General features: G+C 44.7%; 18 protein-coding genes. 11 read left to right on the top strand and 7 right to left on the bottom strand.

The genetic code is table 11. The features are described from left to right. Positions 1-40: 40 nt before the first annotated feature. Both AAHN97_RS15245 and AAHN97_RS15240 read right to left on the bottom strand, forming a co-directional pair. The gene (locus tag AAHN97_RS15245; protein WP_343302902.1) at positions 41-2,308 is read right to left on the bottom strand and encodes a GH92 family glycosyl hydrolase; all 2,268 of its coding nucleotides are present in this window, start codon (positions 2,306-2,308) and stop codon (positions 41-43) included. 19 nt (positions 2,309-2,327) lie between these two features. Continuing rightward, positions 2,328-4,784, bottom strand: coding sequence for a glutaminase family protein (locus tag AAHN97_RS15240; protein WP_343302901.1), 2,457 nt, complete (start codon positions 4,782-4,784; stop codon positions 2,328-2,330). A 325-nt stretch (positions 4,785-5,109) separates the two neighbouring features. Between AAHN97_RS15240 and AAHN97_RS15235 the strand changes: the two genes are divergently transcribed. The 3 genes from AAHN97_RS15235 to AAHN97_RS15225 all read left to right on the top strand — a co-directional run bounded on the left by AAHN97_RS15235 (position 5,110) and on the right by AAHN97_RS15225 (position 8,737). Next, positions 5,110-6,702: a vitamin K epoxide reductase family protein gene (locus AAHN97_RS15235; protein ID WP_343302900.1), complete on the top strand. Its 1,593-nt coding sequence runs from the start codon at positions 5,110-5,112 to the stop codon at positions 6,700-6,702. 73 nt (positions 6,703-6,775) lie between these two features. Then, positions 6,776-6,955: a hypothetical protein gene (locus AAHN97_RS15230; protein ID WP_343302899.1), complete on the top strand. Its 180-nt coding sequence runs from the start codon at positions 6,776-6,778 to the stop codon at positions 6,953-6,955. Positions 6,956-7,294: 339 nt separating this feature from the next. Continuing rightward, positions 7,295-8,737, top strand: a complete 1,443-nt coding sequence (locus AAHN97_RS15225) for a family 43 glycosylhydrolase (protein ID WP_343302898.1) — start codon at positions 7,295-7,297, stop codon at positions 8,735-8,737. Between the two features lie 42 nt (positions 8,738-8,779). On the opposite strand, the gene AAHN97_RS15220 is transcribed toward AAHN97_RS15225, so the two are convergent. Continuing rightward, positions 8,780-10,084 carry an amidohydrolase gene (locus AAHN97_RS15220; protein ID WP_343302897.1) on the bottom strand — a complete coding sequence of 435 codons (1,305 nt, stop codon included), beginning with the start codon at positions 10,082-10,084 and terminating at the stop codon, positions 8,780-8,782. Between the two features lie 92 nt (positions 10,085-10,176). Between AAHN97_RS15220 and AAHN97_RS15215 the strand changes: the two genes are divergently transcribed. After that, the gene (locus AAHN97_RS15215) at positions 10,177-11,034 is read left to right on the top strand and encodes an AraC family transcriptional regulator (RefSeq protein ID WP_343302896.1); all 858 of its coding nucleotides are present in this window, start codon (positions 10,177-10,179) and stop codon (positions 11,032-11,034) included. A gap of 249 nt (positions 11,035-11,283) precedes the next feature. Here the strand turns inward: AAHN97_RS15215 and AAHN97_RS15210 are convergent, their stop codons facing one another. The 4 genes from AAHN97_RS15210 to AAHN97_RS15195 form a co-directional block, all read right to left on the bottom strand. Beyond that, positions 11,284-11,481, bottom strand: a complete 198-nt coding sequence (locus AAHN97_RS15210; RefSeq protein WP_343302894.1) for a hypothetical protein — start codon at positions 11,479-11,481, stop codon at positions 11,284-11,286. Positions 11,482-11,627: 146 nt separating this feature from the next. Next, the gene (locus tag AAHN97_RS15205; protein ID WP_343302893.1) at positions 11,628-12,011 is read right to left on the bottom strand and encodes a hypothetical protein; all 384 of its coding nucleotides are present in this window, start codon (positions 12,009-12,011) and stop codon (positions 11,628-11,630) included. Next, positions 12,008-12,400 carry a hypothetical protein gene (locus tag AAHN97_RS15200; RefSeq protein ID WP_343302892.1) on the bottom strand — a complete coding sequence of 131 codons (393 nt, stop codon included), beginning with the start codon at positions 12,398-12,400 and terminating at the stop codon, positions 12,008-12,010. The genes AAHN97_RS15205 and AAHN97_RS15200 overlap by 4 nt, the downstream gene beginning before the upstream one ends. 297 nt (positions 12,401-12,697) lie before the next feature. Next, positions 12,698-13,117 (bottom strand): hypothetical protein, encoded by a 420-nt coding sequence (locus AAHN97_RS15195; protein ID WP_343302891.1) that lies wholly within the window; start codon positions 13,115-13,117, stop codon positions 12,698-12,700. Between the two features lie 111 nt (positions 13,118-13,228). Between AAHN97_RS15195 and AAHN97_RS15190 the strand changes: the two genes are divergently transcribed. From AAHN97_RS15190 to AAHN97_RS15160, 7 genes are all read left to right on the top strand, one after another. Next, a complete protein-coding gene (locus AAHN97_RS15190; protein WP_343302890.1) occupies positions 13,229-13,468 on the top strand; it encodes a hypothetical protein in 240 nt (79 codons plus the stop codon). 228 nt (positions 13,469-13,696) lie between these two features. Continuing rightward, positions 13,697-14,002, top strand: coding sequence for a hypothetical protein (locus tag AAHN97_RS15185; RefSeq protein WP_343302889.1), 306 nt, complete (start codon positions 13,697-13,699; stop codon positions 14,000-14,002). A gap of 139 nt (positions 14,003-14,141) precedes the next feature. After that, positions 14,142-14,561, top strand: a complete 420-nt coding sequence (locus tag AAHN97_RS15180) for a hypothetical protein (RefSeq protein ID WP_343302888.1) — start codon at positions 14,142-14,144, stop codon at positions 14,559-14,561. Positions 14,562-16,339: 1,778 nt separating this feature from the next. Continuing rightward, a complete protein-coding gene (locus AAHN97_RS15175) occupies positions 16,340-18,385 on the top strand; it encodes an AAA family ATPase (RefSeq protein ID WP_343302887.1) in 2,046 nt (681 codons plus the stop codon). Between the two features lie 9 nt (positions 18,386-18,394). Next, entirely contained in the window at positions 18,395-19,249 is an 855-nt protein-coding gene (locus AAHN97_RS15170) for a recombinase RecT (protein WP_343302886.1), read from the top strand. After that, positions 19,249-19,971: an MBL fold metallo-hydrolase gene (locus AAHN97_RS15165; RefSeq protein ID WP_343302885.1), complete on the top strand. Its 723-nt coding sequence runs from the start codon at positions 19,249-19,251 to the stop codon at positions 19,969-19,971. Before AAHN97_RS15170 ends, AAHN97_RS15165 begins: the two co-directional genes overlap by 1 nt. After that, the gene (locus tag AAHN97_RS15160) at positions 19,971-20,378 is read left to right on the top strand and encodes a hypothetical protein (RefSeq protein WP_343302884.1); all 408 of its coding nucleotides are present in this window, start codon (positions 19,971-19,973) and stop codon (positions 20,376-20,378) included. The genes AAHN97_RS15165 and AAHN97_RS15160 overlap by 1 nt, the downstream gene beginning before the upstream one ends. Positions 20,379-20,566 lie beyond the last annotated feature (188 nt).

Raw genomic sequence — 20,566 nt, 5'->3', positions numbered from 1 at the left:
ATTTAAAGAATAAAATACATCCCGGCAACTCTATCATCTATCACCTTGATACCGAATAGGGAAGGTCTTCAGGTTGCAGCTTTCTTTGCTGATCAGCTGTACTTTTCATGTCAAAAGAAAGGGTACCGCCTGCGTTAATGTCCTGGTAAGTGATAAATGTTTTGGAATAGGGTTTGCCATTCAGCATGGCACGATGGGTGTATACATTTTCAGCTGAATTGCCATTTGCGGTGATGATGAATTTCTTTCCGTTTTCCAGTTTGATTGTTGTTTTGTTAAACACCGGGCTTCCGAGTACATACTGGTTGGTCCCGGGACATACGCTATAGAATCCAAGGGCGCTCAGCACATACCAGGAGGAGGTTTGCCCCTGGTCTTCATCACCGGGGTATCCGTCTTCAGATGCATTGTATAATCTTTTCATCACCTCCCGTACATGAAACTGTGTTTTCCATGGCTGGCCTCCATAGTTGTAGAGATATACCATATGCTGGATAGGCTGATTGCCATGTGCATATTGTCCCATATTGGCCATCACCATCTCCGTCATTTCATGTATCATACCACCGTAAGTACCCACTTTTACTTTGTTCGGTTCTGTAAATACGGCATCCAGTTTTGCACAGAAAGCTTCATCTCCGCCAAGCATTTTTTTCAGTCCGCTGATATCATGGAACACAGACCATAACCAATGCCAGGCATTACCTTCTGTATAAGGGCCTCCCCATTCTATAGGGTCAAAATCCTTCAGCCATTTCCCATTTTCATCTTTGCCCCGCATAAAGCCCGTAGTGCTGTCATAAACATGGCGGTAGTTAAACATCTTTTGCGCAAAGCCCTGTTTGTATTTTTCCTGTTTTGCATCTGTAGCCAGTGCATAGGCGCAGAAATCATCGTAGGCGTATTCCAGTGTTTTGGCAGTGGCCTCCCTGTATTTAGGGTAAGGCACATAACCTAACTGATTATATTCTTTGTAACCATCTCTGCCGTTTGCGGGACCCCAGGGACCTTTGTTGTTGGCTTCATGATAATAAGCTTCCAGGGCGGCAGCCGGATCAAAAGTGCGTATGTCTTTTGCCCATGCATCGGCCAGCAGTGATATGGCATGGTTGCCGATCATACTGCCCTGTTCATTAGGGAAGGACCAGGAAGGCAGCCAGCCGCATTGCTCATTTGCTTTAAGCAGTGCCTGCATGTACCGCCCGTGCATTTGCGGGTGGAGCAATGCATTCAATGGGAACTGTGCCCTGAAGGTGTCCCAGAAGCCGGTATCGGTGAACATATAACCTTCATGTACTGTGCCGTCATAGGGGCTGAAGTAATAAGGCTTTCCGTTTTTATCCAGCTCATAGAATTTTCTTGAGAATAAGCTGGCTCTGAAAAAGCAGGAGTAGAAAGTTGCTTTATCTTCTTCCGTACCACCTTCTACTATGATCCGTGATAAATGTTCGTTCCAGATCTTCTTTGCTGCGGCCTTTGTTTGCTCCAGTGTTTTATGGTTGCCCAGTTCCCTGGAAAGGTTGAGTTTTGCCTGTTCTTCACTGATATAAGAGGAAGCGGTTTTAACCTGTATGGTAGCTCCTTCTTTGAACTGCAGGTATACACCTGTTCCTTTGCCTTCAGCCTGCAGATTGCCCTGTTGAATGGCGCCTGTTGTATTTTCCCAGGTGCCATAAGCTGCAAAGGGCGTATCAAATACTATGACAAAAAAACTTTTCCATCCTCTCTTAAATCCTCTGCCATTATTTACAAAGCCGGTAACCATTTTTTCTGCAGGGTGGATCTTAACGCCACTCAGGCCGGTATAACCATCGAGGATAATGTTTCCTTTATGCCCTTTGGGAAAAGAAAACCGAAGATGAGCGCCCCGCTCTGTGGGCGCCATTTCCGTGTTGATCTTATTGTTAAGTGTTACACTGTAATAGTATGGCTTCGCTACTTCATTTGTATGTTCAAAATCAGCGGCTCTTTTATCTTCATTTACTATAAGGCTATCCATAACAGGAAACAGCGAAAACACCGCATAGTCATTGGACCAGGAGCTGCATTGGTGTGCCTGCTGAAAGCCCCGGATGCTTTTTCTGTGATACTGGTATTTCCATCCATCTCCGTTGTTGCCTGTCTGCGGCGTCCAGGTATGCATACCAAAAGGAAGGGCAGTGGTTGGATAGGTATTGCCCCTGGTTAATTCATGTTTGGAATTTGTTCCCTGCAACGTATTTACATAATCTGCAAGTGCAGTTTGCTGGCATAGGGCACTTCCGGTAGCGGCAAGCTGGATAGTTAAAGCTAAAAGTAGTTTCTGCATGGCAAACTAATATAAGCCATTATTTATTTAGTTTATCACTTAATACCTTCATGAAATAACCGCCTACCACACTTCTTGCCTGGAAGCCCACCTGTTTGCCGTTGGTTGTTTCATGCCAGTCGCTGATAGGTACTCTGCTGCTTGTTTCTGCTGCATATTTCCGCAAGGGAAGAATGAATTTTTCAAACTCCGTATTGTCTTTTGTCATTACAGCCGTCCATATGATCCAGTCGGATTTGGTATAGGTTTTACGTGAATCCAGCGGGAGGCCATAAGTCAGTTGTTTAGTGAGGTAATAGCTTATTTCTTTTTCAAATACACTTTCAGGGAAGAGATGGAAATCCAGCACTTTATCCCATACCAGGTTGTATTTCTGGCTCCAGGTATTTTTCTTGTCGAAAGTTAAGCTGAAGTGGTCTCCATCGCCAGACATCTTTATCCAGTTCTGCATCATTTCCTGGCTGCGGCCGAGGTAGTATTGCGCATCTGCTTTATGCCCGAGCTTATCGGCCAGAAAAGCATAACTGCGTAATGCCATGATGGCTTTGGCGGAAAGGTTTACGTTCCTTGCCAGGTGGCCGGCAAAATCATCTGTGCAAAGCTGGTTGGCGGGATCAAAACCTTCTTTATCCAGGTATTTGGCCCAGGTTGTCAATACAGGCCAGTGTTTCTTTGCATAATCTGCCCCGCCTTCTACCTTTGCGATAGCTGCTGTGAGGATCACCATATTGCCAGCTTCTTCCACCGGCATATCTTCACCATATACCTGGCCGTTTGCAAGCGGATAAGTACCCAGGTCGTGAGCAGCAAAAGGTTTGGTCCATTTACCACTTTCACTGTAATAGAAGATGCCGTTCATCATACCCTTTTCCAGTTCCGGATTGTAAGCCAGGTATAAAGGAGCGGAAGGGTAGGTGAGGTCTACCGTTGCAATGCAGCCATTACTGAAGTTTTCTTTGGACAAGAATAACAGTTCTTTCTGAGGGCTTTCTACTAATCCATGAGCAGCAATACTCTGGCGGTAAACCAGTTCGCATAGTTTTGCATAAGCTTCGCCTCCGGCTTTAAAAGCATCAGTATAGATCGTATCCTCGAATTGTTTTACTTTTTTGATAACGGCGTTATAATTCGCAGCCGCTGTATTCATTAAAGTGCTGAATTGCCGGTTACCGTTTTTATTCCACCAGGGGCGCAGGTTTGTGCCGAAATATTGAATAGCATACACTTCATCGTATCCCAGCAGCATAAACTTTTCTATGGGCTGAACGCCTACCTGGCCAAAGGAAACAACGGTGTTGAGGTTTAAACGTTTTCCTGTTTTCTCCGTAGTGCCCTGGTACCTGCCCTGTAAGAACTGGCTGATACCGGTTTTCTCATCAGCAGAAATATATTGCTGGGAATAGTCTTTTGATGCACCTATATAAAAATAGCCCCAGTCTATACGGCGGTCGTCACCCTGTTTCATCAATACAGGCTGTTCAACAGTTCCTGCCTGCAGCAGTTTTACACCGCCTGTGGCAGTGGCTTTTGCAGTTACCTGTTGCGTAGGCTGATCGGTTGCGATATCGGTGCTTGCGCTTAAGAAAACGGATACCTGGTGTTTATTACCATCGTTGGACTTTACTTTGTAGCTCACATAAGATATGGGAGTGGCTAACAGGTCAAGGTCTTTTATCAGCAAAGGAGATGTGAAGGTCAGTTCAAGGTCTGCCTTTCCGCAGCTGAAAAGATATTTTGTTGCCATGGCTTTTATGTCAACATCCTTTTGCGCTGCTACCCTGATCAATTTGCTGTCTGCCGTTTCTATCTTTCTTACAATACCAGCATCCAGGAAGCGGCCGCCGGCAGTATTGCGTACATGAAATGCGAGTACGTTCTTACCTGCTTTCAGGTTAGCTTTCAGTTGTTCCTGCAGGTCCAGGAAAGTATAATTATTTACCCAGCCTTGTTTATGATAGATTGCTTTACCATTCAGGTAGATATCGATATTGTCATCATGATTGATCCTCAGGAAGAGCTTGTCAAAATTTACCTGGTTATTCAGCGTAAAGGTTCTTCTTACCCAGAGATCATCCGTGTTCCAGTAAGTTTTTGCTTTTTTTCTGTCATCTGAAAAAGGTGCTTCGCCGGTTTTCCAGGCTGCATCATTGAATGCCGGTTCGTTCCAGCCTTGTTCCGGTTTACTGAATGTATACGCTACCTGGTACGGCGTTTCATCTGCTGTTGGGAGCACTGTGGTAAACTCATCGGTTTCTTTTCCGAGGAAACGGTAGTAGGCATCATCTACTTTAATAATGCCGAGCAGGGAATGATCTGCCCCTGTCCAGTGTTTTGTAACAGATCCGTTCAGTTGATCTGTATTGCTCCAGATACTAAAATAGGGAGTATGCGTTATAAGCGGGTAGCTGGGCGCTTTTTGTTCCTGCGCGAAGCTGGTTACAGACTGAAGGAAACCACACACAAGGATAACAGCCATTCTGAATTGCCGATGGACCAACATTTTTGTTCAGTTTTTAATGATTACGAGACGAAGGGCGAATTTCTTAAAAAAAGGGCTTAGGGAGGTAGTCAAAACGTTTCAATATCTGGTCAAATTGCGTCATTTTGAGGGTTTTTCATCATGTATTTGGCTTGGAGCGACAGGAGTGTTAAGCACAAATTGGCCTTTTTTCACTGCAATATTATTGCAGTGGCGTTTCTTAATTTGAACAAACGTAAAATATACACATACAGGAAACCCAGAGGATTCACAAATATTAATTGCTGCCGCAGGCGAGCGGGGCCTTTACAAATTCCACTTTATGAATAAACAGCATCAACTTGTCTTTGAAGACATTGTACGACGTTGGCTGCGAAGCCTTGGCATTAAAACACACAGGCAGTTCATTGCCAAAGAGTTGCAAACCCATCCTGATTATCCTTCGCTGGTTTCGCTCACTGACTTTTTAGATATGGGCGGTATGCAATATTGTGCCACCGAAAGTGACAGATCCAGTATCATGGATTTCAATTATCCGCTGCTGGCGCATGTAAACCAGGGAGGCAACGATTACCTGATGCAGGTAGATAAACCCGCCACCTTCGAATCCGATGAAAAGCTCCGCCATAACTGGAGCGGCATAGTTGTATTTGCAGACGGGAAAGCCGCTTGGAAAGTACCTGAAAATACGAAACTGCTGCAGCGGCAGCATGCTTTTACCGCCATAGGTATCATCGCCGGATTGCTGGTACTGGCGGCTGTGGGTACGGCTTTTAACTTCAACCCGGGTTTGGCATTGCTCACATGGGGCATCCTGGCATTGACCGGACTTACCTTCGGCGTATTTACCATTACTACGGAACTGGGTATGCAGATAGGTATTGTGAACGAAGTCTGTAACTCCGTTGGCGGGAGGGCAGGTTGTAAAGCGGTACTCAGGAGTAAGCTCGCCAAAGTATATGGCAGCATTACCGTAGCCGATCTCGCACTTTCCTATTTCCTGACGCAGTTTGTGTTTTTTGTGGCTGCTGCCTGGTACCCTGCTCTCATGGCCATGCTAATGGTGATTGCGATGCCGCTCATTCTTGTAGCGGGCGCGAGCTTGGTTATACAGAAATTCAGGTTGAAGAGGTGGTGTGCCCTCTGCCTCGTTATCGTAGGTGTGCTCAGCCTGCAAAGTGCCCTGGCCTTTGCCTTTTTTAACGCTGCTTTTCCCCTGCTTGAGCCCCTTACCATCGGATATTTTTTCGTAGTACAAGCCATGCTTTGCCTTGCCATTCAGCCGATCAAAGCGCATTTGAAAGACAGTACAGAGAAAGATAATCATGCTCAGGACCTGCTCAAATGGAAACGCGATCCCCTGCTCTTCATTGCCCAGTGGGAACGTATGCAAGAAGTAGATACCACTACAATGCCGCATGAGCTGCATTTTGGTAATCCTAATGCAGCACTGGAATTAGTGGTAGCCTGCAACCCTTTCTGCGGACCCTGCCAGTACGCACATGGGGTGCTTGATGAGATCTGTGAAACCTATAAAGACCAGCTATCTGTGAAAGTGCGCTTCCTGAGCATGGAAGATCGCGCAGAGAACATTACCGAAGCTGTTACGGCCATCTTCCAGTGTGCACGTGGTTTGCAGTCGCCGGAAGAGGTGGCGCATATGTTATCCGACTGGTTCAGGTATATGAATCTGGACAAATGGCGAAAGCGCTGGCAATACAATACTTCGCTGGATGTAAAAGACCAATTGATGGCGCATCGTAAATGGATGAATGAGGTCGGCCTCAAGGGTACGCCTACTTTCTATATCAACGGCCGCAGAATGCCGAAGAGTTATGTACTGAAAGACCTCATGCACCTGGTGCCTATTCTTGCGGCTTCCGAAATAGCCTTGCAGCCGCAGGATGATCTGTAACCTGTAACTCCGCATTTATACGCGCAGTATGTGCGCTAACGATATTGGTTATTAAACAAGCCAATTTACACGTATGAAAACACTTTTCAGAACCCTCAGCAGAAACAGCCTCCGCGCTGTAAATGGTGGCAGAACCCAACTTAGTGCCTCATGCGGCGATTTCCGTTGCATCGCCGACATTGACTTTACGGAATGCGCATTGTCAGGACCTGTTTGCAGTTGCATGATGGATACCTGGTGTAACTTTGAATGATTTGATTTAACAGGAAGAGCCTGCGTCACCTCCCTGGTGGCGCAGGTTTTTTTATTGGTAGTATAAAATTAAGGACGGCGGTAATGTTTACTGCGCCTGATAAAAAGCGGTTAGGGAATGTACAAATGGTGTACAGGAAAAAAAATGATGATAAACACTTTATTATAGTTAACCCTCTTCTTCCCACTGGCTAGGTAGTCAGAACGTCTCAATACTTTGTCGAAATGATTCATTTTGCCGCTCTGCTTCCGCGGGGCCGGGAAACTATTTTATATTTAGTTACCGCCACTGATACTTCTTATTCCACGATCATAAACCCTTCACCCAAAAGTAAACCCAATGAAAAAACAACTATCCACACTTATTATTGCATTAGTTTTTGCGGGATGCGCAGAGAAAGAAACCACACCAGCAGAAGCGTTACCTTCTGGTACTTTAAGAGGTAATATCAGCCTGCTAAGCGCCATCGGCCTGATGAGCGGCAACCCGATCCTGCCGGTTGCAACAGCTGATCCCGATATTATTTACGCCAATGGTAAGTATTACATTTACCCCACTGCCAGCGGGCCGAACGCCAGCCAGTTCCATGCCTACTCATCCACAGATCTGCTGAACTGGACGGATGAAGGTATTGTGCTGGACCTCGCGAATGTAAGCTGGGCGCACACGGATGGATGGGCGCCTGCTATAGTAGCACGTAACGGAAATTATTACTTTTATTTTACTGCCGCCAAAAAAGTAGGTGTGGCTGTGAGTACCACCCCTACCGGACCTTTTGTGGATAAAGGCAGTGCATTGGCAACGGGTGATGGTACCGACCCCATAGACCCGATGGTATTCATAGATAGCGATGGACAGGCTTACATGTATTGGGGCAATACCACGATGAACATTCAGCGCTTGAATAACGATATGATCTCACTGACAGGTACGCGGGGGCATAATAAGCCATCTAACTATTTCGAAGCGCCCTATGTGATCAAACGAAACAGTATCTATTACCTGATGTATTCCATTAATCATTTCGGCAATGATGATTACCATGTGGAATATGCTACCTCTTCCAACCCAATGGGACCCTGGACTTACAAAGGGCGGATCACCTCTCCGCGTGGTGCCATAAAAGGGCCGGGGCATAATGCAGTGATCAGGAAACCCGGTTGCAGTGATGAGTATTTTTTTGTGTATCACCGGCGTACAAGCACCAATATTCATGAACGCCAGGTAGCGATCGACAGGATGTTCTTTGATGCAGCAGGCAATATTGTGCCGGTGAGTATCACTAACTCGGGCGTGGTACAATCGGGAGGAGGAACGCCCTGTTATACCCCTAATCCCATAGCAAACGGACAGTATGCCATCAGGTCCAAGATGAACACTACTGCAGGCGCAGGCCTGTATGTTGACATTGCAGGATGTGCTACCGGGAATGCGGATGTAAGGACCTGGACGCGTACCACCTGTAACGGGCAGAAGTGGAACCTTACCTACCAGGGTAACGGATATTATAAGATTCTGTCAGAGCTGCCTACTCATAAGGCCTTAGACCTGGATGCCTGTGGAATAGACCGCGGCGCAAATATCCAGGTATGGGATGTTTTCCCGAACGATTGTCAGCAATGGCGCATTGAGCCTGCTGGCGGCGGCTGGTACCGTATTATGTCCAAATCAAGTAATAATGTACTTGATATTGCGGACGGAAGTGTAACGCCGGGTGCGGATATCCGGTCCTGGAACTGGAATGGTACGGATGCGCAACTATGGAAGTTTGAAGCGCCATAATAAAGAGTAGCACCCCCGCAGCTCAATGGAGCTGCGGGTATTTTAATATACTATTTGTCCTTTGTTGATCAGCGATCTTACAGGTGAAATTCTTGCAACTGCTTCTGCAGAACAGCTGGCATCTATCAGCACCAGGTCTGCAAAATCCCCTGCTTTAGGCCATTGCTGTACACCTTTATCATCAAGCGGAAGTACATTCCCGGTAGCCAGCTTCAGGCTTCTGGACAACAGGAACTCGGTGGAGTAGCCATATAACTGTGCCATTGTATGGGCTTTTTCCAATACGCTTCCAGATCCGAATGTGCTCCAGTGATCGATGATGCTGTCGTTTCCAGTCATCACGTTTACATTGTGCTTATAGAGTGTGGGTATAGGCATAATAAGCCCTCCGAATGGAATGGTAGAAACAATACCTATACCTGCAGCACCCAGTTGTTCAGCAATTTCTTCCTGTTTTATCTTATCGATCCTTCCCAGCACAAAGCAGTGACTTAAGAATGTTTTGTGCTGAAGTGCGGGGTTTTCGTTTACTTTCTTAATCAGGTATTCTACTGTTTTTAGTCCGGACTCGCCCGATTCATGCAGGTGGATATCGATCCCTTTTTTGTTATCCAGCGCCAGCTGTACCGTGAAATCTATTGTTTTTTCAATGGCACCGTCAATAGTATAAGGATCAAGGCCCCCAATGAAATCGATGTTCATCTTTGCAGCTTCCTTTAAATAGGGAACTGAATCAGTGTAGAATACGCCATGCTGCGGGAAGGCTACCAGTTCAGCGCCAAAGGAGCTCTTCCTGTTTTCCAGTGCTTTGAGAAGATTGCTGAGCGATTGCAGTTTTGAAGTGGGTTCAATGTTGACATGGCTCCTGGCGAAATTAGTGCCTTTGGATTGCAGCAACTCAATTAGCTTTTCTGCCCGGTTTGTAGAAGTTTTCAGCATCTCCGGAAGGATCTTCTGTTCCAGGGCAATCATACCCTTAACACCACCCGGGCCTCTTCTGGTTGCCTGCCAGGGGCCACCGTAGAATGTTTTATCAAGGTGAATGTGCATATCCTTAAATGCAGGAAGCATCAGCCAGCCTTTTGCATCAATAGCCCCGGCGGCGTTTGGTTTATTAGCGGAAATACTTTTAATCTTTCCGTCTTTTATTTCTACGCAGAATAATTCAGTTTTTGTGTGGGATACCTCTCCTCCTTCATATTCAAACCCTGTTTCCAGCCGCACGTTCTTTAGCAGGAGGTTGTCTGCTCCTGCAGCGGGTATAAAGCCTGAAGCAAGTGTTACTCCTGCCAGTCCCAATCCGGACATTTTTAGAAATTCTTTGCGGGATAGTTCGGTTTTCTTCATGTTCCCATCATTTTTTACAAAATTAACCCTCACAGCTGGTTATCCTGTGAAGGATTCATGCCATGCCTTGAAAGATTTATTAATTTGCGGGTATGAAGATCTATGACGAAACAGGTAACATCCCCGTTTTAGGTATCCATGAATTCCGGAAAGGCCAGCAGGCTGGCAGGGAGGAATTCCTCTTCAATGAACTGCATGGTGAACGGCATATCGACAAGCCGCATAAGCATGATTTTTTTATCATCAACCTGTTTGAATCGGCAAAAGGGGTGCATAATATCGACTTCCACGATTACCCCATCGGGAATAAACAAATTCATGTGCTGTTTCCCGGACAGGTGCATACCTGGAGCATCAGGCCTGGTACAACAGGTTACCAGCTGATGATACAACAGCAGTTTTTCGAGCGCTTTGCATCATTTTTCCGTTTCTCGTTTTCTAATTATATTAATCATCCGGTGATCCCGCTGACCAGTGATAATTTTAAATTGCTGAAGTATGAATTTGATGCTATCAGAGATGAGTTGAATTCGCCGGACTCAGTGCAGGAGGTTATCAGTGCAAGGGCAGCTGTGATCGCTGCGATTGTGAGTAAGGAGGCGGAGAAGATCTTTACTGATCTGAAAGTGTTCCAGTCTCATCCGAGGCTTGCGGAGTTCAGTCAGCTGATTGATAAATTTTACAAGCAGGAGAAACTGGTTAGTTTCTATGCTTCCAAGCTGCACATCACTGCCAACTATCTGAATATCCTTTGTAAGAAACACCTCCATGTGCCGGCCACGAAATTGATCCAGGAACGTGTGCTATTAGAAGCAAAACGTTTGCTTCAGACAACGGATCTCTCCATCAAGGAAATTGCATTTGAACTGGGCTTTATTGATCATGCGTATTTTTCGAATTTCTTTAAAGCCCAGGCGGGGATTACGCCAACGCAGTTCAGGGAGGGGTAGGGGATAGTTGTGTTCTGAAATGAAAAAGCCCGCACTGAGTGCAGGCTTTTAATTTTGGTGCCCAGAACTGGATTCGGCACAAACCCGTTACTGCCTTTTTGAATATTCATAATACCCTGATTATTAAAATGTATTACCGATTTTCTGATTCTCGGCACAGGAGTTAAACCTGTTATTTACGGCCCCGCTCTGGACCCGTTTTGCCCTTAGAATCATTACCCACTATGCCCCCCAGCCAGCTCCAAACCTTTAGTCTTTATATTGCTGAAAGAATTCACCCACCTTAGCATCGAATACTCTTTTGAAGTCTGCACAACAGGTATTTACCAGGGAGGTAGTTATGGATGCGCCCGGCGAGAGCAGGGAATCCCCCATTATTTCTATTTTGCCAACAGGTACCACGTCCGAATGATTGTGGCAGTTCATTTCTCCCAAATATGCTGACATCTTCTGGGCGATTTGGTGGAGGGCTTCATTGGTCGCCCTTAACTCCAGAGTATCAATGGTATCCTGAATTGTCCCTTGGTGGGAATATTGTTTTTCTATAACTTGAATCTCCATGAATTTAGTTAGGTTGGTTACAAAATAAAGTATTAACCACGTTTTAAAGGCGCTATTAAGGCCATAAGGGATTTTTTGCAAATTCTTCTAAGAACATCCGCAACAGGATTGTCGTAACCATTTACTAACCTTGCGCTACCCCAAGTGTCTGTTGTTTTTCCGTAAAGGTTTCCAGTTTTATTTTCTATTATAAGAATATTGCCCTTTGCCCTTCCCAATGACATTTTTTTAATATTTGATTTCAAGGTATAGTCGGCGCTATCTTCTTTAAAAGTCACTTGAATGTTCTCTTCGAGTAACTTATCTATAATTACCTTTTCGGATCCTCCATCGGCCTTCTCAACAAAGAATTTCTGTGCATAGGTTGAGAACGTTAATACCAGAAAAATCGCTGTCAATATTAATTTTTGTCTCATAACGTTACCTCCTTACACTTTTTTAATTCACCAGGAAGGTATTTGTCTGCGATTTTTCGGTAAATACCAAAAGCGGCATTGTATCCATTAAATGCGGTCGGGCCCCCTTTTACTATTTTAGATTTCGTGACTTCCTGTCCAGTTCTGCGATCTGTAATTTTAACATATCCTTGGTAGGGCTGTTTAAGGCTCACAAATTTATAGGAACCGTCCATTAGCAATTCAATAATATAATCTGCAGATGTTGAATCCGAAGCAATTTTGTGACCTTCGAACTTAACCTTATTTGTAACATGCTCAACGCTTTTAATGTCTTTTCCGACAACAAAAAAGGTTTGCCCGAAGGAAGTTTTTGCGATCAACAATAGCGGGAGTAAAAGGAATTTCATTTTAGGAATTTTTGCGTTTTCAATTATTTTAAGTAGATCATTTTGTATCCTACGCACCTTATCTGCGTTCTAAAATTTAATTATCCACAGTGGATATATTGTGTACTACGCATTTCTACTGCGGAATGGTTGCAGACTTTTAATTCCTGTTACATTTTGTTTTATCACCAAAACCTGTTGAAATGGGAAACGCCAAAAGGAAGAAAAAGATGTCCGCAAAAGCCAAGGAAACATCACCTACTACAATTCTAAAACCCACCAAAAAGGGATTAACTTACCTCCGTTACTTAGACCGATCTACTCTTCAGATAATATGTTTAATAATTCGTTAGAATAGTAATCATCTATCGCACTATTGCTCTTTTTCCTTACTTCTGAAAGCAATTCTTTAATAAGTTTTGTATGTAAGCTATTCCTGGCTTTCAAATTATCAACATCCTGCCTTAACCTAATGATTTCCTCATTTTCATCTACAGTTACTACAGATATTTCTGTATGCTCCTCTGGGAGCCATTTAAATGTTTTCTGAAATAATTGCCATTTGTCAGGTTGGATATTGACTCTACCAGCCTTGATTTCAGAAATTGCCGTGGCATTTTTATAGCCCAAAATAGTAGCCAACTCCTTTTGATTTTTTATAACCTTTTGATTTGTAAGGATTTCTAGTGCCTTTACAAACTCTTTTGTCCGTTCTTCAATCTTTTCAGCCTTGGCCATAAAAAATAGTTCAGAAAAGTTTGGATAATTCAGAATAATCTGTACATTTGTATTGTCAACGCAAAGGTACACTACCTAGAAGGCGACAAACAAGAGCGAAAATACGAAATAATGAGAACCGTAGAACCACGCAGCAGGGTAAGGGTTGCAAAACGCAAGATCCGCTCTCAAATGAAGAAATGGGGAGTGATGGTGAAAGATGTGGCTGAAGCTACTACTTATCACCCCCAGACAGTGAAGGATGCTTTAAATCCAGAGCTGCCATATTGGAACGAGGCCATTGCACAAAAGGCAATGGAACTGGTGAAACTTAAGCAAGAGACTTTGAAGACGTTACCTGTACTGTTATAACTTCTTTGATACAATGCATGTTGCCTATAAAAAAGATGATCACGCGCTACCGGCGAAGAAACCTCTCAGCAGAAAGGAAATGATCACACGGTGGGCTGTAGTCTTGGAGAGGAAGTGGAGGGCTCGTGATAGAGCAGAGGCACTGCGGAAGTTCAGGGGGCGAATTGAGAAGTTAGGTGCGAATTGCTTATCAATATATAGTAAACCATAACCTTTTAATCCACGATCATGCCTTCAAGACAAACCGCGATCGAATACGCTACAGACCAATTGCAACAAGGTAATATAACTGCAGATCAAGCAAACGTAATGGCAGTTCAAATAGAGGGTGTTCGAGTTATTTGTGGGAAAGTTCCATCTTCTGTTAGGAAAGCTTTAAATGCGGCAGTTAAAGCTGGTGAATTAGGTCATATAAAAAAGGAAGGACTTAAACCAGAGGTATACCACCATAAAAATGCTCGTGCTAATGCGCTTGAAGAAAGGGAAAGAGTATTCAGAAGGGCTATTGAAAGTATTAAAGGTGTTTTTGCCTAAACTATAAAAAATCCACGATCATGAGCATTGATAATACAACCCTTCTTTGGTGTGCATTAGTTATACTGATGCTTGCAGATTTGATCCTCGGAACCTTACTATTCAAACTACTTTTCTTCAAACATAAAACTCACATCAAATGAATACAATTATACAATTCGTAGCAGAAAATCCGGTTCTTGGCCAGATCGCCTTGGCAGCTATCGCTGGTTTTGCATTTTACAAAGTAATGCCTGGTTTGCTGGAGCACTTTGATAGCCATGGAAAAGAGGTGACGATCGTTGAACCGAACGAAGAAGAAGTTCACCATCGGGAAGAAGTTGCGGAGGTCCAACTGGAGTGCTATAAGGATTATATGCGCCAGTCCCGTACCTGCCGGTTAATGGCAAAGGAAACGCGGTGGTTCTGGATGAATATCTATTACATATACAAAGCCAACCAGTACAGAGATTATGCACTGCAGCATTGGGAGTTATACGCAGCATTTTCTGGGAGGCACGACAATATTGGACCAGAGCATCTGGTAATAAATTCCTACGGCTCAATAGAGCAATGCTAGGCTGATCAAAAGGTAAGGTTTTTCATAGGATATGGTTTGAAAGGTAAACAGCCAGGTGAGATCTCTTTCCTGGGAAAATTTAAGGTATGTCACTTTTAGGTTTAGTTATTATAGGTTCCTTACTCAGTATTCTTGGTTATGCAGCATACTTGCAGGTCCGAGACTACAAAAGGGATAAGAACCGATTCAAATAGAAATTTATTGTTACAGTATTTGGGGTTGAAAAAAAGAACAATAAAACTCCGGCACTTTTCCAGGTGCCGGATTCCCTGAAGTTTTTTCATAACGTGGAATTTATAAGCGGCGTACCGGCCATGTTTATGGCTGGTGCCTTTTGAAAGTGATAGAAGTTCTTTGAAAATATTGGGGCAGGACAAATCCCTGGTCACCGAAAGGAGGCGAGAGTACTCTGGACAGCCCCAACCTTATTCCCGGTTACGCATATAAAGGAGTGCGGCGCCTGATCAGCGAAGAGCGGTGTCGAACGCCTTACCCGCACCGGGATACTTTATAAGGAGGGTAGTCAGCCCCTAAAGCGAGCATGAAATATCATATCGCTGCCCGGATGAATTGGAACCGCAGAAATAACCAGCCATTCTAACGAATGTGATGTGACGGCTGGTAGCTAAAGCCGGGGAAAAACTACGGCGGTTTTAAAGATAGTTGCAGGATTGTAGGGCAAGTACCCAGAAACCTGATCATCGGGCGGCGAGTGCGGCGCGGTTACTGGTGTTCGCTATCCACCAGACTAAAATAATGAAGCGGGAGCCTATCGGACACAAACCTTTACAGGGACGTCTTACCGTGGCCTTTGATGGCGAATAGGCGCAATGGTTAGTAGCATGCCAGAGTCAACTGCTACGGTTATGGTAGGACTGAAGCGACCCGTTAAACCATTTGAGGCGTAAAGTGGTGACTGAGGGAGAGCCACCTCGGACTGCCGGAAAGACGGGATCCCATAATGTAGTGTTACTGTCGCAGTATTCACGCACTACAGGAGCCGGGAGCGAATATTGCACAGCTTATCTAATGTTGGGCTTTACCAAGAGTGGCAGCCGGGGAAGACCGGCAAATGGGGGCAGACAATGGAGTTTTTCTCTTAGTCCATCAGGGTCTTGAGGGTTCGATTCCCCGGCCTCCACAACGCAACCAACACGAGGAACGAAGGAAAGTAGATTACGTGTAAACTTCCGGTGATCAGGTGTAACCGGTGACATGCTGGAAAGAATAGGGATACGACAGCACGGACGCGATTATTAAACACTAAACGTTGAAATCCTTCTGACCAGGCCGGGAAAGTAGCGGCCACTTTTTAAAAATTGGTTTATGGAAAAATGGATGCAATTAGATGTTAAAAAAATAGAGGGAAACACAGTTCAATGCAATTTGTATGCTGACGGCAGGTGTGTGCCCGTAATTATGAGGTCAGATGACTACCGCCTTCTTCAGAGTGAGGGATTCTTCATTCGTTCTGGCAAAGAACTGGATTCAGCCGGGGTATTAAACACAACGGAGACTTACAATTTTAAGAAATAAGTTTTCTATTCTTTAACAATAAAACCAAAAGCGAACATGGACAATTTCGATCCAGAAGTAAAAGACGGCCAGGGCGCCGAAGACGCAACCGAAAACGTTGCTGAAGCAGTCAATGCTGAACAAGGTGAAGCTGGCAGTGATGCCAGCGAATAGTTGACAGAAACTAGCGGGTAAAAGAAAGGCCCGGTCTGATCACCGGGCCTTCTTAAAGAAAACTTAAAATTTGAATACACTATAAAGTTATGAAAACAATTTATTTACAAACACTTTCTTTGAGAAATTTCAAGGGTATAACGGATCTCCTGATTCAGTTTGGACAGTCCACTAAAATCAGTGGGGCTAACGAGTCAGGCAAATCTACGATCCTGTCTGCGTTTTTCTGGTTACTTACCGGCAAGGATGAATTTGACCGTAAGGACTATGAGATCAAAAACACCCTCCGTAAAGAACTGAACGCACAGTCTCATGAAGTGGAGGGTGTCTTCCTGGTAAACAACCGGGAGCTAAAACTGAAGAGGGTTTACATGGAGGACTGGCAAAAGCCGAAGGGCCAGTCACAGAAGGTATTCAAAGGTCATTATACCGAATACTATGTGAATGATGTTCCCGTGTCCTTAACCGAGTATCAGGCAGATGTAGATGCAATGATCTCTCCCAGCCTGATCAAACTTCTCACCAACCCCCACTACTTCAATTCTCTTGACTGGAAGGACCAGCGCCGAGGCCTGGTGGATATTGCTGGGGAGATAACCAACGAGGACATTTTTACCTCGATGAACTCCAAGGTGACAGACTTCTCCCATTTAAGGGAAGTTCTCGGAAGTGGTAAATACAAGGACCTGGACGATTACAAAAAGCAGCTGGGTGCTAAGAAAGCTGGTTTGAAGAAAGATTCCGAACAGTACCTTCCACGAATTGACGAGGCAAAACGTGGATTGCCGGATGTTTTGGATTGGGACGACCTGGCCAAACAGATAAAAGCTAAGAAGGCGCGTGTGGAGGATATAGACCAGCAGCTGGCTGACTATTCAAAGGGATTACAGGAAAAGCAAAAGGGCATCACGGCTTTGAATAATGAGATTTTCCTGAAGAACACGCTCTTGGATGGAATCCGGAGTAAGATCAAAAGCGGTTTGCTTGAAAACCAAAATGGCAAAACATCTGAGATTGCCTCTGTTCAAAACCAGATTGATTCCAATAATCGGGAGGTTTCCAGGTTAGAAAAGGAGATCACATCCAAGGATGAAATGGTGGAAAGGTGTAAAACTGAAATTGAAAGGCTGGACATGCTGATCCAGGGCAACCGGGAACAGTGGGAGAAGATCAATGCAGAAAAGTTTGTTTTCGATGAAAACGGTTGCGTTTGTCCATCATGCAAGCAACAACTGCCAGTTGATGATGTTGTTAAAACAAAAGCGGGGCTGTTAAAGAACTTCAATGAAGGAGTTGCGTCCCGCAAAGCGGATGAAGTACGTAAGTCCGATCGCAGCAAGGAGCAAAAGGCGCAGGAAGAGAAAACCCTGCAGTCCTTAGAGCAAGCGATTGAAGACCTGGGCACCCAATTAAAAGTAACCAAGGAAAAAGTTCCTGCACTGGCCCAACAACTCGCGGACATTAAGGAGCTTGCGAAGAACGCATCGTCCATAGATATTGAAGCTGCAGTTACCGTTCTTATGGATAAAAACGGGGATGCTCTGAACCTTCTGGATGAAATAGAAGAACTGAGAAAGCTGGTTAAAATTCAGACTGACGCGCTGGGGGAGCCTGTGACATTTGAAAAGGAGAAGGCTGAGAAAGCTACCCTGAATGAAGAACTGGATGAACTTAAGGAGAAGTTATCCAGGAAGGCAACCATTGAGAAGACGGAATTACGGATTGCCCAACTTAAAAAGGAAGAATCCGCAACTGCTCAGGAAATCGCCACCATTGAACAGAAGGAGTTTGAGATCGAGGCCTATAACAGGGCAAAAATGGACATACTTGAGAAAAGGGTAAATGATCGCTTCCGGTATGTTTCATTCCGTCTCTTCGACCAGCAGGTTAATGGAGGAATCGCAGATACCTGTGTCTGTGAGTACAAAGATGTTCCATACAAGACCCTCAATACTGCCGCCAAACTGCTCGCCGGTCTCGATGTCCTAAATACTCTTTCCCAGCATTACGAGATCTATGCTCCTGTATTCTGTGATAACCGAGAGTCCGTTACGTTCATCCCGGAGATCAATTCCCAGATCATTTCTCTTTTTGTTTCACCTGCTGACACCACTTTGAGGGTAGAGGCTGCTTAATATTAATCGATGTCAAATACAACAACTCCGGCAGCACCGGCCACAAAACAAGACAGGAACATTACTGATGGTGTTCTATCAAGGATATCTCAATTCCAGGAAGCCGGCGAATTGGTGTTGCCCAAAAACTATAGTGCGGAAAATGCTTTAAAATCTGCTTACCTGGTTTTAGTGGAGTTAAAGGATAAAGACGGTAAACCTGTACTCGAATCATGTTCCAAAGATAGCATCGCAAACAGCCTGTTTAAAATGGTGACGGAAGGCCTAAGTGTTGCTAAAAGGCAAGGTTCCTTCATTGCATACGGAGGAAAATTATCCTGGCAACGGGAATACGCCGGCAACATCGCAATGGCGCGTAGGGTTGCTGGTTTGAACAAAATAAAAGGTAATGCCATTTTTAAAGGGGATGAATTTGAATTTGAAGTGGATGAGGAAACTGGCCGCAGGAAACTCATACACCATAAACAAACGTTGGAAAGCATTGGATCCGGAGTTATAGTTGGTGCATATGCCATAACCGAGCTGGAAGATGGGACTAAGGACATGGAGGTTATGACCTGGGATCAAATTCAAAAGGCGTGGGCACAAGGTCATGCAAAAGGAGGTAGCCCTGCACATAAAAACTTTGCTGACCAGATGGCCGCCAAAACGGTTATTAATCGTGCATGCAAGTTGTTGATAAATACTAGTGATGATGCTCACCTGTACGAAGATTCTACTGAAGATATCCAATCGGAAGTTGTTAGAACCACAATTGGCGAACGGGCAAACAGAGAAGTGCTCACAATTGATCCTGATCCTGCACCTGTTTCTGTGGAAGAAAAGGAAGAGGAATTAACCGGTGAAGAAAAAAATCCAATCTGATGGAACTACGGGTCATAGGTAGCAACAGCGCGGGCAATGCATATCTCCTTAAAGGGGAGACGGAAACACTTCTTATTGAGTGCGGAGTTCAATTTAGAAAAATAAAGGAGGCATTACAATTTAACCTCCAAGGCGTTTCCTGCATTGTTACCCATTGCCATGGCGATCATGCAAAGGCAATCAAAGATGTGCTGAATGCAGGAGTTCCTGTGTACGGTGGGGTGGATACCTTCAAGGCCTGTGACGTGGATAGGCATCATAACGCAATGGTTATAAGAGCGGGTCTTTCCTACCAGATTGGTGAATTCAAGGTGAGACCGTTTTCGGTAAACCATGATGTTCCCTGCTTTGGGTTTCTGATCCACCATCCAGAATGCGGCCTTACTCTCTTCCTGACAGATACTTATTACTGTGATTACGTTTTCCCAGGCATTAACAACATCATTGTGGAGTGTAACCATGATGAGTTAATAATGGAAGGGAATGGAACCCCTGGCTTTCTACGGGACCGGATTGTGCAATCACACATGAATCTGGAAACATGCAAGGGGTTGCTGGCTGCAAATGACCTGTCTACTGTGAATAACATTGTGCTTATTCACCTGAGTGACTCGAACAGTGATGAACGCAGGTTCGTCCGTGAGATCAGGGATTTGACGGGCAAGAATGTGGTTGCCGCTTCGGCCGGGCTTTCTATTCCATTTAATAAGACAGCCATCTAATGTCCCAGCGAATCTGCCATATCGAAAACGGCCGGATTAAGAACCGGGAGGAAATCAGAAAGCAGTTCGCTGAATTGAAGGATGGCATTTATCTGGTAAAAGTCTCAACCCGGAAGGTTAGGAGTCTGAGCCAAAATGCCTACTACTGGGGTGTGGTTTGTGATATGGTCAGGGATGGGTTGATAGACGCCGGCTTTGAATCAATAGAAAGTGGAGAGGATGCACACGAGGTTATGAAGGGGCTTTTCCTGAAACGGGATGTGATCAACTACAATACCGGGGAGATTTTGACAGGGGCCGTCAGCACAACGGAGCTTACAACCACAGAGTTTAATCAATATATAGAAAAGATCCAACAATGGGCTGCTGAATATCTCGGTATCAGCATCCCATCACCAAACGAATAACGATGAATACAAGGTTTTCATACACAGATAAGCAGAAGGTAAAACACGAAAGGGAAATCGTAGGTGAGTTTTATCAGTATGGCCGCAGAATCTATGATATGGTTGATCCTAAAACTAAGATGCCACACACAGGAATTGCGGACGAAATCGATAAAACTTTCTTTCCAAAGCGCGGTGCTGTGCTCCCG

Source organism: Chitinophaga niabensis, from assembly GCF_039545795.1.
GTDB lineage: Bacteria > Bacteroidota > Bacteroidia > Chitinophagales > Chitinophagaceae > Chitinophaga > Chitinophaga niabensis_B.
The sequence above is the reverse complement of the archived record's forward strand: the minus strand, read 5'-3'. Positions and strand labels throughout refer to the sequence as shown.

Excerpts from the sequence above, each read along its gene's own strand:
- AAHN97_RS15165 (WP_343302885.1), top strand. The coding sequence starts at position 19,249 with ATGGAACTACGGGTCATAGGTAGCAACAGCGCGGGCAATGCATATCTC.
- AAHN97_RS15170 (WP_343302886.1), top strand. The coding sequence starts at position 18,395 with ATGTCAAATACAACAACTCCGGCAGCACCGGCCACAAAACAAGACAGG.
- AAHN97_RS15205 (WP_343302893.1), bottom strand. The coding sequence starts at position 12,011 with ATGAGACAAAAATTAATATTGACAGCGATTTTTCTGGTATTAACGTTC.
- AAHN97_RS15225 (WP_343302898.1), top strand. The coding sequence starts at position 7,295 with ATGAAAAAACAACTATCCACACTTATTATTGCATTAGTTTTTGCGGGA.
- AAHN97_RS15220 (WP_343302897.1), bottom strand. The coding sequence starts at position 10,084 with ATGAAGAAAACCGAACTATCCCGCAAAGAATTTCTAAAAATGTCCGGA.
- AAHN97_RS15185 (WP_343302889.1), top strand. The coding sequence starts at position 13,697 with ATGCCTTCAAGACAAACCGCGATCGAATACGCTACAGACCAATTGCAA.
- AAHN97_RS15200 (WP_343302892.1), bottom strand. The coding sequence starts at position 12,400 with ATGAAATTCCTTTTACTCCCGCTATTGTTGATCGCAAAAACTTCCTTC.
- AAHN97_RS15180 (WP_343302888.1), top strand. The coding sequence starts at position 14,142 with ATGAATACAATTATACAATTCGTAGCAGAAAATCCGGTTCTTGGCCAG.
- AAHN97_RS15215 (WP_343302896.1), top strand. The coding sequence starts at position 10,177 with ATGAAGATCTATGACGAAACAGGTAACATCCCCGTTTTAGGTATCCAT.
- AAHN97_RS15210 (WP_343302894.1), bottom strand. The coding sequence starts at position 11,481 with ATGTCAGCATATTTGGGAGAAATGAACTGCCACAATCATTCGGACGTG.
- AAHN97_RS15230 (WP_343302899.1), top strand. The coding sequence starts at position 6,776 with ATGAAAACACTTTTCAGAACCCTCAGCAGAAACAGCCTCCGCGCTGTA.
- AAHN97_RS15235 (WP_343302900.1), top strand. The coding sequence starts at position 5,110 with ATGAATAAACAGCATCAACTTGTCTTTGAAGACATTGTACGACGTTGG.
- AAHN97_RS15190 (WP_343302890.1), top strand. The coding sequence starts at position 13,229 with ATGAGAACCGTAGAACCACGCAGCAGGGTAAGGGTTGCAAAACGCAAG.
- AAHN97_RS15160 (WP_343302884.1), top strand. The coding sequence starts at position 19,971 with ATGTCCCAGCGAATCTGCCATATCGAAAACGGCCGGATTAAGAACCGG.
- AAHN97_RS15240 (WP_343302901.1), bottom strand. The coding sequence starts at position 4,784 with ATGGCTGTTATCCTTGTGTGTGGTTTCCTTCAGTCTGTAACCAGCTTC.
- AAHN97_RS15245 (WP_343302902.1), bottom strand. The coding sequence starts at position 2,308 with ATGCAGAAACTACTTTTAGCTTTAACTATCCAGCTTGCCGCTACCGGA.
- AAHN97_RS15175 (WP_343302887.1), top strand. The coding sequence starts at position 16,340 with ATGAAAACAATTTATTTACAAACACTTTCTTTGAGAAATTTCAAGGGT.
- AAHN97_RS15195 (WP_343302891.1), bottom strand. The coding sequence starts at position 13,117 with ATGGCCAAGGCTGAAAAGATTGAAGAACGGACAAAAGAGTTTGTAAAG.